General features: G+C 53.0%; 15 protein-coding genes and 2 tRNA genes. 10 read left to right on the top strand and 7 right to left on the bottom strand.

Going from position 1 to position 16,000, the window contains the following annotated elements; genetic code table 11:
* Window positions 1–108: 108 nt before the first annotated feature.
* Window positions 109–2,163 (top strand): DNA helicase IV, encoded by a 2,055-nt coding sequence (helD, locus tag ABIC79_RS04055; protein ID WP_013574880.1) that lies wholly within the window; start codon window positions 109–111, stop codon window positions 2,161–2,163.
* Between the two features lie 66 nt (window positions 2,164–2,229).
* Here the strand turns inward: helD and mgsA are convergent, their stop codons facing one another.
* Window positions 2,230–2,691, bottom strand: coding sequence for a methylglyoxal synthase (mgsA, locus tag ABIC79_RS04050; RefSeq protein WP_013574881.1), 462 nt, complete (start codon window positions 2,689–2,691; stop codon window positions 2,230–2,232).
* Between the two features lie 119 nt (window positions 2,692–2,810).
* Entirely contained in the window at window positions 2,811–3,470 is a 660-nt protein-coding gene (locus tag ABIC79_RS04045) for a DUF2057 family protein (protein WP_119261441.1), read from the bottom strand.
* A gap of 188 nt (window positions 3,471–3,658) precedes the next feature.
* On the opposite strand from ABIC79_RS04045, the gene ABIC79_RS04040 reads away from it, so the two are divergent.
* Window positions 3,659–4,072: a CoA-binding protein gene (locus tag ABIC79_RS04040; protein ID WP_013574883.1), complete on the top strand. Its 414-nt coding sequence runs from the start codon at window positions 3,659–3,661 to the stop codon at window positions 4,070–4,072.
* Window positions 4,073–4,154: 82 nt separating this feature from the next.
* On the opposite strand, the gene hspQ is transcribed toward ABIC79_RS04040, so the two are convergent.
* Together hspQ and rlmI are read right to left on the bottom strand one after the other, a co-directional pair.
* Window positions 4,155–4,472, bottom strand: coding sequence for a heat shock protein HspQ (gene hspQ / locus ABIC79_RS04035; RefSeq protein ID WP_013574884.1), 318 nt, complete (start codon window positions 4,470–4,472; stop codon window positions 4,155–4,157).
* A 127-nt stretch (window positions 4,473–4,599) separates the two neighbouring features.
* Window positions 4,600–5,793, bottom strand: a complete 1,194-nt coding sequence (gene rlmI / locus ABIC79_RS04030; protein WP_015689626.1) for a 23S rRNA (cytosine(1962)-C(5))-methyltransferase RlmI — start codon at window positions 5,791–5,793, stop codon at window positions 4,600–4,602.
* A gap of 98 nt (window positions 5,794–5,891) precedes the next feature.
* On the opposite strand from rlmI, the gene yccX reads away from it, so the two are divergent.
* Window positions 5,892–6,170: an acylphosphatase gene (gene yccX, locus ABIC79_RS04025; RefSeq protein WP_013574886.1), complete on the top strand. Its 279-nt coding sequence runs from the start codon at window positions 5,892–5,894 to the stop codon at window positions 6,168–6,170.
* A 6-nt stretch (window positions 6,171–6,176) separates the two neighbouring features.
* On the opposite strand, the gene tusE is transcribed toward yccX, so the two are convergent.
* Together tusE and yccA are read right to left on the bottom strand one after the other, a co-directional pair.
* Window positions 6,177–6,506, bottom strand: coding sequence for a sulfurtransferase TusE (gene tusE, locus ABIC79_RS04020; protein ID WP_013574887.1), 330 nt, complete (start codon window positions 6,504–6,506; stop codon window positions 6,177–6,179).
* 107 nt (window positions 6,507–6,613) lie between these two features.
* Window positions 6,614–7,279, bottom strand: a complete 666-nt coding sequence (gene yccA / locus ABIC79_RS04015) for an FtsH protease modulator YccA (RefSeq protein ID WP_015689627.1) — start codon at window positions 7,277–7,279, stop codon at window positions 6,614–6,616.
* A 389-nt stretch (window positions 7,280–7,668) separates the two neighbouring features.
* Here yccA and ABIC79_RS04010 point away from each other — a divergent pair.
* A tRNA-Ser gene (locus ABIC79_RS04010) sits at window positions 7,669–7,756 on the top strand.
* A 195-nt stretch (window positions 7,757–7,951) separates the two neighbouring features.
* Window positions 7,952–8,039, top strand: a tRNA-Ser gene (locus ABIC79_RS04005).
* An 80-nt stretch (window positions 8,040–8,119) separates the two neighbouring features.
* Here ABIC79_RS04005 and ABIC79_RS04000 read toward each other — a convergent pair.
* Window positions 8,120–9,037: an AraC family transcriptional regulator gene (locus ABIC79_RS04000; RefSeq protein WP_013574889.1), complete on the bottom strand. Its 918-nt coding sequence runs from the start codon at window positions 9,035–9,037 to the stop codon at window positions 8,120–8,122.
* A gap of 137 nt (window positions 9,038–9,174) precedes the next feature.
* Here ABIC79_RS04000 and ABIC79_RS03995 point away from each other — a divergent pair, with 137 nt between their 5' ends.
* From ABIC79_RS03995 to ABIC79_RS03975, 5 genes are all read left to right on the top strand, one after another.
* The gene (locus ABIC79_RS03995; RefSeq protein WP_013574890.1) at window positions 9,175–10,065 is read left to right on the top strand and encodes an SDR family oxidoreductase; all 891 of its coding nucleotides are present in this window, start codon (window positions 9,175–9,177) and stop codon (window positions 10,063–10,065) included.
* A 198-nt stretch (window positions 10,066–10,263) separates the two neighbouring features.
* Window positions 10,264–11,352, top strand: a complete 1,089-nt coding sequence (locus tag ABIC79_RS03990) for an ABC transporter substrate-binding protein (protein ID WP_013574891.1) — start codon at window positions 10,264–10,266, stop codon at window positions 11,350–11,352.
* Between the two features lie 87 nt (window positions 11,353–11,439).
* Window positions 11,440–13,209 (top strand): ABC transporter permease, encoded by a 1,770-nt coding sequence (locus ABIC79_RS03985; RefSeq protein ID WP_013574892.1) that lies wholly within the window; start codon window positions 11,440–11,442, stop codon window positions 13,207–13,209.
* Window positions 13,202–14,272 carry an ABC transporter ATP-binding protein gene (locus ABIC79_RS03980; protein WP_013574893.1) on the top strand — a complete coding sequence of 357 codons (1,071 nt, stop codon included), beginning with the start codon at window positions 13,202–13,204 and terminating at the stop codon, window positions 14,270–14,272. The genes ABIC79_RS03985 and ABIC79_RS03980 overlap by 8 nt, the downstream gene beginning before the upstream one ends.
* A gap of 97 nt (window positions 14,273–14,369) precedes the next feature.
* Window positions 14,370–15,995, top strand: a complete 1,626-nt coding sequence (locus ABIC79_RS03975; RefSeq protein WP_354566582.1) for a methyl-accepting chemotaxis protein — start codon at window positions 14,370–14,372, stop codon at window positions 15,993–15,995.
* Window positions 15,996–16,000 lie beyond the last annotated feature (5 nt).

Here is a 16,000-nt window from a genome sequence, read left to right as displayed (position 1 = left end):
ATTCTACTCTGTTTTGGAGCGTGGATCGCCTGCGCTTATCAAAGGTAAACTCTTAAATGCTCTTGCATGTAAAATGTCAGGAATTAAAGAAAAACACGGTGTGATGATATGGAACTGAAATCGACCTCATTCGGGAAACATCTGGCGCAGCACCCTTATAACCGGGTGCGTCTGCTTAATGCCGGCGTGGAAGTCAGCGGCGATAAACATCACTATCTGATCCCTTTTAATCAGCTTATTCAGATTCGCTGCAAACGTGGCATCGTCTGGGGGGAGCTTGAATTTGAATTGCCGGAGCAAAAAGTGGTCCGGCTGCACGGCACCGAATGGCAGGAAACACAGCGTTTTTATCAATACCTGCTCAATATCTGGCAGACCTGGAGTCTCGAGATGAGCGAGGTCAGCGCCGGAGTATTGCGCGGGCAGGTTGAAAAAATTACCCAGATTGAACAGCAAGACAAATGGTTCAAACGCATTGATCTGGCGGATGTGCAGAAAGACATTACTGAGGCATTTTCTGCGATCCCGGTGCCTGTTGAACGTCTTACTGAATTTAATAATTGTCGGGAAGATTATCAGACCTGTCTGCGCTGGCTTGAGCAGGGTAAACGCAGTGTCGACCGGCGCAATCTGGCTTGGACTGACAGGGTGATTGCTGATAACCGTGACTTTTTTGATACCGTTGAAGTGTCACCGCTCAATGACAGCCAATGCCGCGCTGTCGTGAACGGTGAAGACGCGGTGCTGGTGCTGGCTGGCGCGGGCAGTGGTAAAACGTCGGTGCTGGTGGCGCGCGCGGGCTGGCTGTTGCGCCGTCAGGAAGCGCATCCTGAACAAATTCTGTTGCTGGCCTTTGGTCGTCAGGCAGCGGATGAAATGAACGGGCGTATCAAAGAGCGTTTGCATACTGAAGGCATCAAGGCCAAGACATTTCATGCGCTCGCTTTGCAGATTATCCAGGAAGGCAGCAAAAAAGCCCCCAAAATCAGCAAACTTGAAACCGATTCGAAAGCCCGGCGCAGCTTACTGATTAAGACATGGCAGCAGCAGTGTGCAGAGAAAAAAGTGCAGGCCAGCGGCTGGCGGCAATGGATGACAGACGAACTGGAATGGACCGTTCCTGAGGGTGATTACTGGAAAAATAAATCGCTGGCGGAGCGCCTCGGAAGCCGCCTTGAACGCTGGCTCAGCCTGATGCGTATGCACGGTGGCAGTCAGGCGGAGATGATCGAAAGCGCGCCGGAAGACGTCAAAGATCTGTTTACAAAGCGTATTCGTCTGATGGCACCGCTGATGAAAGCCTGGAAAACGGCACTGAAAGAAGAGGGCGCAGTGGACTTTTCCGGGCTTATCCATCAGGCAGTCAATATTCTGGAAAAAGGGCGTTTTGTCAGCCCGTGGAAGCATATTCTGGTGGATGAATTCCAGGACATTTCCCCCCAGCGTGCACTGCTGCTTTCTGCCTTGCGTAAACTTAACAAACATACCAGTTTGTTTGCTGTGGGGGACGACTGGCAGGCGATTTACCGTTTCAGCGGTGCGGAGTTGTCCCTGACCACGGCGTTTGCTGACAATTTTGGCGAAGGAGCGCAATGCGCACTGGATACGACTTACCGGTTCAATGACCGCATCGGTGAAATTGCCAATAAGTTTGTGCAGCAAAACCCTTATCAGTTGAAGAAGCCGCTGAACAGTCTGACCAAAGGCAACAAGAAAAATGTCGTGATACTGCCTGAGGACCAGATGGAAAAATTGCTGGATAAACTTAGCGGCTATGTCACCGTTGATGAACATATTCTGGTGCTGGCGCGTTATCACCATCTTCGACCGCAAATTCTGGAGAAAGCCGCGACCCGCTGGCCAAAGCTTAATCTTGATTTCATGACGATTCATGCCAGTAAAGGACAACAGGCTGAATACGTGATTATCGTCGGATTGCATGATGGCAATGACGGTTTCCCTGCGCCCGCGCGGGAATCTTTGCTGGAGGAAGTGTTATTGCCTGAACCGGAAAACTTTCTGGATGCCGAAGAGCGGCGTTTATTGTATGTGGCGATGACGCGTGCGAAGCATCAGGTCTGGTTGCTGCAGGATAAAGAACGTCCTTCCGTCTTCGTAGAACAGCTTGAAGATATCGGTGTACCGGTCCAGCGAAAACCATAGATAAGATCAATAAAAAGCCCGGCAATCGCCGGGCTTTTTACTTTTAAAAATCAGCCTATTGAATCATTATTCTTTCAGGCGTGACCACAGATAGCGCTGGTAGTCAGGAATAGTGATTTCGACTTCAGACTGGAACAACGGAGACTGGATCAGGAAGTCAGCAGTAGACAGATTGGTTGCCACCGGGATGTTCCATACGGTCGCCAGGCGCAGCAGGGCTTTCACATCCGGATCATGCGGAACGGCATTGAGCGGATCCCAGAGGAAAATCAGCATATCGATTTTGCCTTCGGCAATCAGCGCGCCCACTTGCTGGTCGCCGCCCATCGGCCCGCTTAGCATGCTTTTGACATTAATCCCGGTATTACGCTGAACCAGGTTACCCGTCGTGCCGGTGGCATACAGGATATGCTGCGAAAGCTCAGCAACGTTTTTATCAACCCATTTCAGCAGGGTACTTTTGCAGTGGTCATGCGCGACCAGGGCTATATGTTTTTGTTTTGCGATCGTGCGGGTCGTGTATTCCATCTAATTCCCTTCAACGCGAAAGTAAAAGTGGATCACAGAATACTGAAACTCCGTTTTACTGCATAGCTCAGGGGGAATAATTCGCCGTTAAGAAGGAGGAATGCGTGATGCAGATTAAGTTATGACGCGCGTTCCTGATTATCCGGCAGTTTTAACCAGAGTAACAACCGCTCAAAGCCAGCATTCGCGGCCAGACGTGTCCACAACGGATGAAGATAAACGATAGAAATTTGAGATGTTGCGTCGGTGGCTAACGCAGATTTTTTATCCGCGCTGCCTTTGGCGAATGAAGGAACCGCCGCACGTGCGCCCGACAAATTATAAGTCATCATTAATTTTTCAGCGTCGGCAGTATGCCCGGGATTAAACATATTCAGGACGTCACGTTGTGTCGGTATCTGACGGCCTTGTTCATCAATGAGCTGATAATTCATCTGCTGGCTAAATTGTGTCGTTTCATTGTCGTTGCTCAGTTTTGGCAGAACGAAAGAAACGGAACGATTACTTTTAGCATTGAAGGTCACGATAAGGGCAGGCGAATGGTAGATTATCGGTGCCTGTTGAGTGACGGAACGGACATTTTTGCTGACCTGAAACAGAATCTGGTGCTGACCGCCATCGAGTTCGAGGCTGTCTGCACCTTTAAGGATTGCGCCAGACATCTGTTTGCCATCGATTACCAGAACATCGACATCGGGGGACAATTTAAGTGAGGTCGCTGAAGCTGACACCATCAGGCTGAGACTCGCTAATGCGACCAGCGCATGACAGATTTTCATTCCTCTCTCCTCAGATACAACGTTGCTCATCCTCTATTATTCAGGAATGACGATTGTGTGTCAAAGTTTTACAAAATGTTTTAATTTCCCACCGACGTGATCCTGCAACGGCTCTTTTTCACGTACAGACTGTCGAAATGGTCAGGCTGCGTTACACTTAATGCATACAGGCCAAAGGAGATAAACCCGTGCAAGACAACGATATCCGCAAGATTCTTGAAGAAGTGAAAACCATCGCGCTGGTGGGGGCCAGTGATAATCCCGGCCGACCAAGTTACGGCGTCATGGCGTATTTACTTTCTCAGGGCTTTGAGGTGATCCCGGTCAGTCCGAAGCTGGCGGGGCAGGAACTGCTCGGCCAGAAAGCTTATGGTTCTCTGGCAGAAATCCCCCATCCGGTAGATATGGTGGACGTGTTCCGTAATGCGGATGCCGCTTATGGCGTGGCGCAGGAAGCGATTGCGATTAAGGCGAACGTGCTGTGGCTGCAACTGGGCGTCATTAATGAACAGGCTGCTGTGCTGGCAAAAGAGGCTGGGCTGAAGGTGGTGATGGATCGCTGCCCGAAAATTGAAATTCCGCGACTGGGCATGGAAAAGTAAACGTCTGTGGATCCTGCCCGTAAAAAAACCGGCTACTGCGCCGGTTTTTATCTTTCATCTTGTCAGGAAAAAGCCATCATGCTCAGTTACGCAGTCGCGGTGCCTGTAACTGGTTACGGATTGAGGCTGCCAGGTCATCCAGCGAGGCTTGTTCAGGATGTGAACGTGCCGCTTCATGATCGATCTGAATTTCAGCCAGGTAAGTGTGAACCGGCTGACCTTCTTCATCTTCCATCACGACATGGTACCAGGGAGCGGTACGCATTGAATCATCAGCAACGACATCATTGACGTCAGGCTTATCGAGCGAATATTGTGCATCAACATCAATAACCACACCCAGATAACCTAACATTCTGTGGCGGACCTGCTGTCCGATACCGTATTTACTGGCAATCATAGTCACCTCCCAAAAATAATTCATTAATCTCTATATGGAGATAAAACGGGCTATTTCAAGTTTTGACCACGTAATCTGCTTAAAATTCGCGGGCGTGCCGCCGCAACAGCACACCGTGCTTATTTTGTCAGTTCATTACCAGGCAGGCGAACCCTTTCAGATATAGGCCTTCAGGGTAAGCGCCGGTCACCGGATGGTCGGCTGCCTGACGGAACTGCTCGACGAACTGGATCTCACGACCGGCATCCAGCGCCGCATCAGCCAGAATTTTCTGGAATAAATCCGTTGGCAACAATCCGGAGCAGGAGAAACTCAGCAGAATCCCCCCCGGACGTAACAGTTGCAACGCCAGCATATTAATGTCTTTGTAACCACGGCAGGCGCTTGCCAGCTGGTTTTTGTTCTCAACGAATTTCGGCGGATCCATCACGATCATATCGAACTGCTGGCCTTCGGTGCGGTATTTGCGCAGCAACTGGAACACGTCTTCACGCACGAATTCTGCTTTCGAGAGATCCAGTTTATTCAGTTCAACGTTCTGACGGGCCACGTCGAGCGCTGCCTGGGAGGTATCCACGTTGGTGACTTTTGTACAGCCGCCCATCAGCGCAGACACCGCGAAAGCGCCGGTATAAGAGAAACAGTTCAGAACGTTGCGGCCTGCGGCATAATTACGTGCGGCAAGGCGGCTGTCACGCTGGTCAAGATAGAAACCGGTTTTGTGACCTTCTTTAATATCCACCAGCAGGCTCATTCCGTGTTCCTGAATCGGCAACAAGGCAGGAGGCTCGTCGCCAAATACGTGTCCCTGAGCCAGTTCCAGCCCTTCTTTTTTACGCACGGCCACGTCGGAACGATCCCAGATTGCACATTCCGGATAGCAATGTTGCAGTGCAGCAATCAGCGGGGCACGCTGATATTCCGCACCGGCTGACAGCAATTGCAGCACCAGGAAATTCTGGAAGCGGTCGATAGTGATACCTGGCAGGCAGTCGGATTCCCCAGCAATCAGGCGGTAACCGTCCAGTCCGTCGCGCTTAGCGATATAATCGCGCCAGCTCTGCGCCTGTTGTAAACGGCGGATGAAGAACGCGATATCAATGTCTTCATCTTGTTTGAATGTCCAGACGCGCGCACGGATCTGCGAGGACGGCGAATAGGCGCCGCGCGCCAGCCATTTTCCCTGACTGTCTACAATATCTATAGTCTCGCCGGAATTGGCTTTACCTTCGATGCGCGAAACCGCGCCGGAAAACACCCACGGGTGGCGACGAAGAAGTGATTTTTCACGGCCTTTGGCCAGAATTAAACGTGCAGTCATAAAATTAGGTTCTGTCGGTTCGGAGACAAAAAAGAGCGACATTGTCCGGTCATGCAGGTCAAATTGCAACGAACCATACCGCTAACGGAGAGAATATTATGGCAACAGTCAGTATAGCCGCCTATGTGTACGGCATGGTGCAGGGCGTCGGTTTTCGTTTTGCGACCCAGCATCAGGCCACCGGTCTCGGTCTGACCGGTTACGCGAAAAATCTTGAGGATGGCAGCGTCGAAGTGGTGGCGTGCGGAGAGCAGGAGAAAGTAGATCAGTTGCTAGCCTGGCTAAAGCAGGGCGGGCCGAAACATGCACGTGTTGATCGCGTACTGAGTGAACCGACCGCGCCTGGCAATTACAGCGATTTTAAAATCAAATACTGAAATCTTTCACAAGCACTTCACCGGTTTCGGCAGGCCCGCAATTTTGGTTGCCTGTTTGGCCGGACCTTTCGGGAACAGCCGGAACAGATAGCGGCTGTTGCCTTTCTCTTCGCCATATTTCTGCGCCATTGCTTTCACCAGCATGCGTACGGCGGGAGAAGTATTGAATTCGAGGTAAAACTCGCGCACAAACCGCACGACTTCCCAGTGGGCGTCAGTCAGAACGATCCCTTCTTCTTCCGCCAGCAGCGGCGCCATGCCTTCCTGCCACTCCTGACTGTTTTTCAGGTAACCCTGAGCGTCGGTTTCAATAACCTGACCTTCAAACTCCAGCATACAACCTCAAACCTGTAAAAATGCGGCAGTTAGTTTAGCAAAAACGCCGGTCAGACAAAATAAAAAGCCCCGCACGCAGGCGGGGCTTCGATCCACTTCAGGCTTTATCAGTTACGTGATGACAGGCCCAGAATGCTCAGCAGGCTGACAAAAATGTTGTACAGCGAGACATACAGGCTGACGGTCGCCCGAATATAGTTGGTTTCGCCGCCATGAATAATATTGCTGGTTTCCCACAGGATTGCGCCTGCGGAGAACAAAATAAACAGGCAACTGATCGCCAGTGACAGCGCAGGAATTTGCAGGAACAGGTTAGCGATAACCGCCACCAGTAGCACCACAAAACCAGCCATCATCATCCCGGACAGGAACGACATATCTTTGCGCGTGGTCAGCACATAGGCTGAACAGCAGAAGAACACCAGCGCAGTGCCGCCCAGTGCCAGCATAATAATGTCACCGGCACCGACGGAAAGCAGCGAACTCAGCAGTGGCCCCAGCGTATACCCCATAAAACCGGTCAGCGCGAAGGCAGATAAAATACCCGCCGGGCTGTTGGCTGTGCGGTAGGTCAGGAACATCAGGCCATAGAAGCCAACGATGGTCAGCAGAAAACCGGGGGACGGCAATCTCAGAACCGTACTTGCTGTCGCAGTAATCGCGGATACGCCCAAAGTCAGTGCTAACAGGAAATAAGTATTACGCAGCACCCGGTGCGTGCTTAGCAACGAGCCAGCGCGTGATGATGACGAAGATGCAACGATACGATCCATGCGGTTCATAATAAAATTCTCACTTAAGCCCTTCATACTTTGTGTCGCAGATGCGTTGGCTTCGCCCGGTCACCCAAATCACTTACCTGTGTAAGCTCATCGGGACTCCCTCTCTTGCCGCCTTCCTGCGACCCAAATTATTTTGGGTATCTAATTGGAGTCGGTGAAAATACAAACAGGTTGCAGTGTAAGTAGTTGCGGTGCGTCATTAAAGACGTTTTACCCTTCTTTACCTGCCCGGAGCGGGGCACGGCGCGGTATCCTGACGTCAAAATCACCGAAATGATGCTTAAATCGCCGCTTGCGAACCGAATGCCTGTTTTTCAGGCAATCAGAACAGAATCAGGCTTTACAAGCGGATCGGCACTGTTTATAGTTCGCTTCGTTGCGGAGGGGTGGCCGAGCGGCTGAAGGCACCGGTCTTGAAAACCGGCGATGGGAAACCATTCGAGAGTTCGAATCTCTCCTCCTCCGCCATAAACAACACAAGAAAGCTGCTAAGCAATTAGCGGCTTTTTTTGTCTCTGTTATTTATGCCCGACTTTGTGTACGCGGTTTAAATGCTCATAAAATCAACAAACTAGACTGAAAATAATATTTGCATCTTTTTTCCGGTCTTGTATACTACGCCCCGTACTGAACGACTGAGGTCGTAAGGTACTTGTTGTTTACGGAGGGGTGGCCGAGCGGCTGAAGGCACCGGTCTTGAAAACCGGCGATGGGAAACCATTCGAGAGTTCGAATCTCTCCTCCTCCGCCATAAACAACACAATAAAGCTGCTAAGTGATTAGCGGCTTTTTTTGTATCTGAAATTCCCCCTTTGCCCCTCCACTTATTCTTCAGACGGCTTCTTTCTGCCCGTATTGCCTTGGCGAACATCCCAGTGTGCGTTTGAACGCCGTACTGAAAGCACTTTCTGATTCGTACCCAAGCGAAAGCGCCACGGCTGATACCGGTTCTTTAGTATTCGCCAGCCGGTCGCCAGCCAGCAACATCCGCCAGCGCGTCAGGTATTCCAGCGGCGCACTGCCCACAGCCTGTTTGAATTTTTGAGAAAATACAGAACGCGACATACCCGCCCGTTCTGCCAGCGTTTGCACCGTCCAGCGCTGCGCCGGGTTTTCATGCATTGCATTCAGCGCTTTGGATAACTGCTTATCGGCCAGTGCGGCAAACCAGCCGCTGGTTTCACCTTCCGGCGCGTTATCGACGTGCATCCGCAGCGCCTGTACCAGCATCATGTGCGCCATATGCTGCGCAATAAGCAACCCGCCGGGACGCTGGTCACGCAGTTCCTGCATCATCCGTTCAACCGCCCAGCGCAGGCTGGCTCTGTCGGATTCTTTTGAGATATGCACCACCGGCGGCAGCATCGCCAGCAGGGTAGAGGCGTTTGCGCCGCTGACCGCAAACCGGCTGCCGGTGAGGAAGAAATCCTGGCCGCCGTTACAGGAAACCGTTCCGCCATCCTGCGCCTGCTGGAAAATGGGCCCGGCATCGACGGACGGAAGGCTAAGATCGCTGGCCAGCCGGAACGGGCGTCCGCTGGGTAACACAAAGCAGTCTCCGGCTTTCAGATGCACTGCGCCTGGCACGGAATCGACTGCCAGCCAGCATTCACCGCGAATAATCGCGTTACATTTAATCGACTGATAATGGTCGGGAAATTGCACCGACCAGGCGCCTCCGGCTTCAAAACCTTTGGACATATAACTGCGCGGCTTCAGCAGTGATAACACATCAGAAAGAGGGTCCATCAGCGACTCCGGACGATTGCAAAGATAATGCGGACATTAGCGCATAGATCGTCTTTCCTCCAGCCCCTATATTTTATGACGTAAGTTCTGGGCTTTTGTAGCCACGACAGGTTTAGCCAACAACGGGGAAATTCGCAATGCGTGTATTTGTGACAGGTGCAACAGGTTTTGTCGGTTCTGCGGTGGTTCAGGAATTGCTGCGGGCCGGTCATCAGGTGCTGGGGCTGGCCCGTTCGGATGCCTCGGCGCAGGCGCTGACCGACGCGGGTGCCGGTGTTCATCGCGGCAGTATTGAAGATCTTGAGAGCCTCGCATCCGGCGCCGCGCAGGCCGACGGGGTGATCCACACCGCGTTTATCCATGACTTTTCGAAGTTTCTGGAAAATTGTGAAAAAGACCGGCTGGCGATTGGCGCATTAGGCGCTGCGCTGAAGGGCACCCATAAACCGCTGATCGTCACCTCCGGCACGGCGCTGGTGAACAATGGCCGTCTGGCTACGGAAAATGATTTACCCGATCCGTACGGGCAAAATCCTCGCGTGGCGTCCGATCTTGCCGTCGCTAAACTGGCAGAGCAGGGCGTGCGGGTGTCACTGGTGCGTCTCCCGCCATCGGTGCATGGCGCGGGCGATCATGGATTTGTGCCGCTGCTCATTGCGCTGGCGCGGGAAAAGGGGGAATCAGCGTATCCGGGGGATGGCGAAAACCGCTGGCCGGCGGTGAACCGTTTTGATGCCGCGCAAGTGTTTGTGCTGGCACTGGAGAAGGGCGCGCAGAATGCGATTTATCACGCGAATGCAGAAGAAGGTGTGCCATTCCGTGAGATTGCCACCCTCATCGGTAAGCACCTGAACCTGCCGGTGGTGAGTAAAAACGGGCCAGATCTGGCGGCACATTTTGGCTGGTTTACCCATTTTGCCTCATTAAATAATCCGACCTCAAGTCAGATCACCCGCGATATTTTGGGCTGGAAACCCGTACATCAGGATTTACTGACCGATATTGATACCGCCGGATATTTTAAATAATCCCCGTTTTCTGTCCTTAAAAACAGGCCATTCAGAGGGCCTGTTTTGCGTTTTCCACCGTGGTTTTTATGGTGTTAATTGCTTAAAAAACGCCACGAATCACAAATCGGGAAGATAAAAACGTTACCCTATTGCCTGTCCGATGTTATGCGTTATGTTGATTTTTAGTTTCCCAAATGTAACTAGAGGTTAACAATAATGTCGAATAAATTACGTATCTCTCTGATTGCTCTGGCTGTAATGATGTCTTCCTCTGCAATGTCTGCATTACCTCAAGGCTACCCGGCTGACTATCAAAAAATCGTCGATGCGGCGACTAAAGAAGGCAAAGTCGTGGTCTATTCCACGACTGACACCAAAGCCGCTGGCCCGCTGATCCAGGGCTTCGAGGCGACGTATCCGGGCATTAAAGTCGAATACAACGACATGAACAGCACCGAGCTGTACAACCGTTATATCAGCGAACAGGCGGCGGGCGGCACCAGCGGCGACGTGGTCTGGAGTTCCTCGATGGATACCGCGCTGAAACTGGCGACCGACTACGCGCAGGAATATAAATCCCCTGAACAGGGGCAACTGCCAAAATGGGCAGTGTGGAAAGACAAAGCCTACGGCACGACGTATGAACCGGTAGTGTTTATCTATAACAAACGCCTGATCCCGGCCGGTGATGTGCCTGATTCCCATGCGGCACTGGCAAAACTGATCGCCAGCCAGACCGAAAAGTTCAACAAAAAAGTCACGACTTACGATATTGAGAAATCCGGTCTCGGCTTCATGCTGTCCGTACAGGATTTCAAAGCCGATCCGAATTATTTCAAAACGCTGGCTGACGTGGCCAAAGGCGGCTTAGCAGTGCAATCCTCTACCGGCACCATGATGGAACGTGTCTCTTCCGGCGAAAACCTGATCGGCTTTAACATCCTGGGTTCCTACGCCGAAGCCCGCGCTAAAACTGACCCGTCACTGGGGATTTCTTATCCGAAGGATTACACCCTGGTGCTTTCCCGCGTTTCCTTCATCAGTCAGGAATCGAAAAACAGCAACGCGGCCAAACTGTGGCTGGACTATGTCTTGTCCGAGAAGGGGCAGAGCATTCTGGCCAATCAGGCTGACATTCCCTCCATCCGTAACGATATCGAAGGCAAAAATGATATCGATGGTATGACCAAAATGCTGGGCAACGCGCTCAAACCCATCCCGGTGGATGAAACCCTGCTGGAATACCTGCAACAGAAAAAACGCCTGGATTACATCAAACAGTGGCGTACCGCTGCTGCCAAGTAGTGACATATCGAAGCGCGTCACTTTCCGCCGCGCTTCCTTTTTCCTGCCTGATTTCGCTCTCCTTGTTTCTAACCGAAGGGAAGTAACATGAATGCATTGCGCAGAAAGTGGCAGAGCCTGCCGCGCGGCATTGTGGTGTTGATAACGGCGCTGGTTATCTACATTCCGTTGTCGTTCATCGTGATACAGAGTTTCCTCTCCGCGCCGTTCTTTTCGCCGTCGAAAGAATGGAGCCTCGAATCCTTTGGATTCATCTTTACTGATCCGGATTTCTACAAGGCCCTGAAAAGCGGCTTTATTCTGGCCTTCGGGCTGGTGGTCATCGCCATCCCGCTTGGCGGTATTCTGGCGTTCCTGATGGTGCGTACGGATTTGCCGGGCAGACGCGTGATTGAACCGCTGATCCTGGTGCCGATTTTTGTGTCGCCGATGGTATTAGGTTTCGGTTACGTGGTGGCCGCCGGACCGGTCGGGTTCTTTTCACTGTGGGCACAGGCGATCCTCGGTTTCGTGCCGTGGAACATCTACGACATGTCGAGCATCGTGGTGATTGCCGGTCTGACGCATGTTCCTCACGCCTATCTGTATATCTCCTCGGCGTTGCGCAGCGTCGGGTCGGATGTTGAGGAAGCCGCGCGAACCGCAGGCGCCTCGCCGTTACAGGTGATGACGGCGGTCAGTCTGCCGATGGTGCGCCCGTCGATTCTGTACGCCACCGTTTTGCTGTTCTTCCTCGGGCTGGAAGTGTTCGGCCTGATGCTGGTACTGGGTGACCCGGAAGGCAACATGGTGCTGGCGACCTATCTTTATCAGCTGACCAACAAACTTGGTACGCCGTCTTATCATCTGATGGCTGCGGTTGCCGTGGTGCTGATTTGTATCACTATTCCGCTGGTGATGTTGCAGCGCCGCCTGATGCGTACCGCCAACCGCTTCGTGACGGTGAAAGGTAAAGCGTCGCAGGCGCGTGCTTTACCGCTTGGAAAATGGCGCTGGGTGGCCGGGGCTGTGGTGGCGTTCTGGCTGACGGTGACCATCGGCGTTCCGCTGATTGGTGTGATGCTGCGTGCATTTATCTCTAACTGGGGCGTCGGGGTTTCCATCTGGGATGAACTCTCGCTCAACACGTTCCGCACTATCTGGGAACAGCCGAACCTGCTGCGCGCTATCGTCAACTCGATGGCCATTGGCGTCATTGGCGGTGCGCTGGCAGTGGCCTGTTATCTGTTTATCGGTATTGCGATGCACCGTAAACCCGACGGCGTCACCCGTTTCCTTGATTACAGCGTACTGGTGCCGCGTGCGGTGCCGGGGCTGCTGGCCGGTCTGGCTTTCCTGTGGGTGTTCCTGTTCCTGCCGATGTGGCTCGATAACGCGCTCAAATCCGGCTGGCTTTCCGGCATGCCGTGGTCACAGTGGTTGCGCGATAACCTGGTGGTCTGGTTGCGATCGTTGCGCAGTACGATTTTCAGCGTCTGGCTGGCCTATACCGTGGTGTGGATGGCGTATGGTCTGCGGCTGATTTCCTCGACACTGTTGCAGGTCGGGCCGGAGCTGGAAGAGGCGGCGCGCAGTACCGGGGCGACCCGCGGGCAGATCACCCGTCACGTTACCATTCCGCTGTCGCGTTACGGCCTGATTGGCTCGTGGCTGCTGATGTTCCTGATTTTCGAGCGTGAATATTCCACTGGTGTCTATCTTCTTTCGCCGGGTACGGAAACCATCGGCTCGATGCTGGTTTCCCTGTGGGCGGCGGGCGCCATTGATATTGTTGCCGCGCTCTCCTTTATTAACATCCTGCTGGTGGTGTTAGGTCTGGGTATTGCCCTTCGTTTCGGAGTGAAATTACATGATTGAATTATCTGTCGACAATCTGCACCTGACTTATGGTGATAATCCGGTGCTGAAGGGCGTTTCCATGGATCTGAAACGCGGCGAAGTGGTGTCATTGCTCGGGCCTTCCGGCAGCGGAAAAACCACCTTGCTGCGTGCCGTCGCCGGGCTGGAAAAGCCGGTGAAAGGCACTATCGTCATTGGCAAAAACAAAGTTTATGACGGCACACCGCGCAGCGAAATTCCGGCCGAAGAGCGCAATCTCGGGCTGGTGTTTCAGTCTTACGCCCTGTGGCCGCATAAAACCGTGTTTGAGAACGTGGCGTATCCGCTGAAATTACGTAAGGTTTCGGCGGGTGAAATTACCCGGCGCGTACAGGATGTGCTGAATCAGCTGGGCCTCGGGCATCTGGGCAAGCGCCACCCGCATCAGCTTTCCGGCGGCCAGCAGCAGCGCGTGGCGATTGGCCGTGCGCTGGTCTACAACCCGCCGGTGATTTTGCTCGATGAGCCGCTGTCAAACCTGGATGCCAAACTGCGTGAAGAGGCGCGGGTGTTCCTGCGCGAACTGATCATTAAACTCGGACTGTCGGCGCTGATGGTGACGCATGACCAGAATGAAGCGATGGCGATTTCTGACCGTATTCTTTTGCTCAACAACGGCAAAATTGAACAGCAGGGTACGCCGCAGGAAATGTACGGTTCGCCGAAAACCCTGTTTACCGCAGAATTTATGGGCAGCAACAATCGTCTGCACGGCAAAGTCACCGAAGTGCGTGAGGGTAAAGCGCGTATCGAAGGCAGCGACTGGGTGCTGTGGGGGCTGGCGGGTGAGGGGGTGCAGGCCGGGCAAGAAGGGACGGCGGTGATCCGCGTCGAACGCGTGGTGCTGGCCGACGGGCCGGGCGAGAATCAGCTGGAATTACCGCTTCTGACCAGCATGTATCTCGGTGACCGCTGGGAATATCTGTTCCGCACAACCGGCGATGATTTTGTGATCCGTGCTTACGGCACCGATGTGCGCGACCCGCAGCATTGCCGTCTGGCACTTCCCGAAAACCATGTGTGGATCTTCCCGAAACAATAAGTAATCGCAGGGAGCGGTTCAGCGCCGCTCCCTGAAATACTTCTGTCATTTCCCGCGAGTAAAATTCTGTTTCTTCTCTAAATAATGCAGAATAATCATGAATTTAACTTCTCGTTCACTTATTGGTAAAATACCATTCAACAGATTGTTTCGATCGGGTTTCATCAAACGTCCACGGGGGATCCTTTTCGGGGTAATTTGCGTTATCGCCCTGTTTTCTGCTTTGCAAATCTTCTCCACCGTGGTGCTCACCAAAATCCTGCAGGATGCACATAACAACGTTATTGCGACCGAAAGTCTGCGTCAGCAGCAAGCCGTCATGGATAAAGCCCGTATGGAACTGCTGATGGCCAGCGACAAACTGAACCGTGCCGGTATTTATTACATGCAGGATAAAGAAACCGGCTCGGTCGGGAGCTGGAACAGCCTGATGGAAGAATCGCTGGGTTCGCTTGCCGCGTCGCAAAAAGCGTTTGCACAATTCGAAGGTATGACGAAAAACGCCGATACGGCTGCCACCGAGCTGAAATCCAGCTATCAGATGTTCTACGACGGCTTGCGGGAACAGGCGAACGGTCTGCAAAAGAACAACAATATTGATTCCTTCTTTGAAGTGCCGATCCAGGCGTTTCAGGATGACTTCAGCCAGAAATATTATGCTTATCTGGCGGTTAATGAGCACACAGCGGTGTCCCTGAGCGACCGCTTACTCAACGCGCTGACGCAGGCGAAAACGCTGTTTATGGGCGCGCTGGTCATTCTGGCGGTGATTGCGGTGCTGGTCTGGCGCGGTGTGTCTGCGTGGATTATCCGTCCGTTGCAACGCATGATCGGGCACATCAGCGTGCTGGCCGCCGGGGATTTATCGCGCGATGTCGAAGATGACCACGCGCGGGTGATTGAAGTCCGCGAGCTGGGTGTCAGCCTGCGCAACATGCAGCACGGCCTGCAAAAACTGGTCAGTGAAGTGCGCGATGCCTCCTCGCATATCATGATCAATATCAATCAGATGGCAAAGGGTAACGAGGAATTATCGGCACAGGCCGCCATTCAGAGCGAAGAACTCAGCGCTGCCACTGAACACATCACCCATCTTAATGAACGTGTGAAAGAAAACGCCGCCTATGCGTTGCAGGCCAGTCAACGCGCCGAGCAGGCGAAAGGCGTGGCGACGCGCGGCGGGGAAGTGATGGGACAGGTGGATACCGCGATGAAAGAGATTGTCAGCCAGTCTTCAGAAATGAGCAGTATTGTCTCAATGATCGACAGCGTGGCGTTTCAGACCAATATTCTGGCGCTGAATGCGGCGATTGAAGCGGCGCATGCCGGACAGCACGGACGCGGGTTTGCGGTGGTGGCGAAAGAAATCGGTCTGCTGGCGCAAAAGAGCAGCCATTCGACGCGTGGCATTCACCAGCTGATTGATGATTCCGTGCAGCAAATTGATCGCGGTTCGGCATCCGTTACGGTGCTGGGGCAAAGTCTGGAAGAGATAATTCATATCTTCAACGGCCTGAGCACGTTAGTCAGTGAGATTTCGGCAGCGACGTTGTATCAGGGGCAAAGTGTTCACGATGTCTCCGAACGCATTACCGCGCTTAATCATGTGACGCTGCAAAACGGCAAACTGGCGGATCATGCGGCGGCATCTTCCCAGCAGTTGCTGGACCAGTCGCAGCGTCTGGAAAAAGCCGTGGCGCGGTTTGCCCTGACCGCCGCGTGATGCCC

Source organism: Rahnella sp. 2050, from assembly GCF_040544515.1.
GTDB lineage: Bacteria > Pseudomonadota > Gammaproteobacteria > Enterobacterales > Enterobacteriaceae > Rahnella > Rahnella aceris.
The sequence above is the reverse complement of the archived record's forward strand: the minus strand, read 5'-3'. Positions and strand labels throughout refer to the sequence as shown.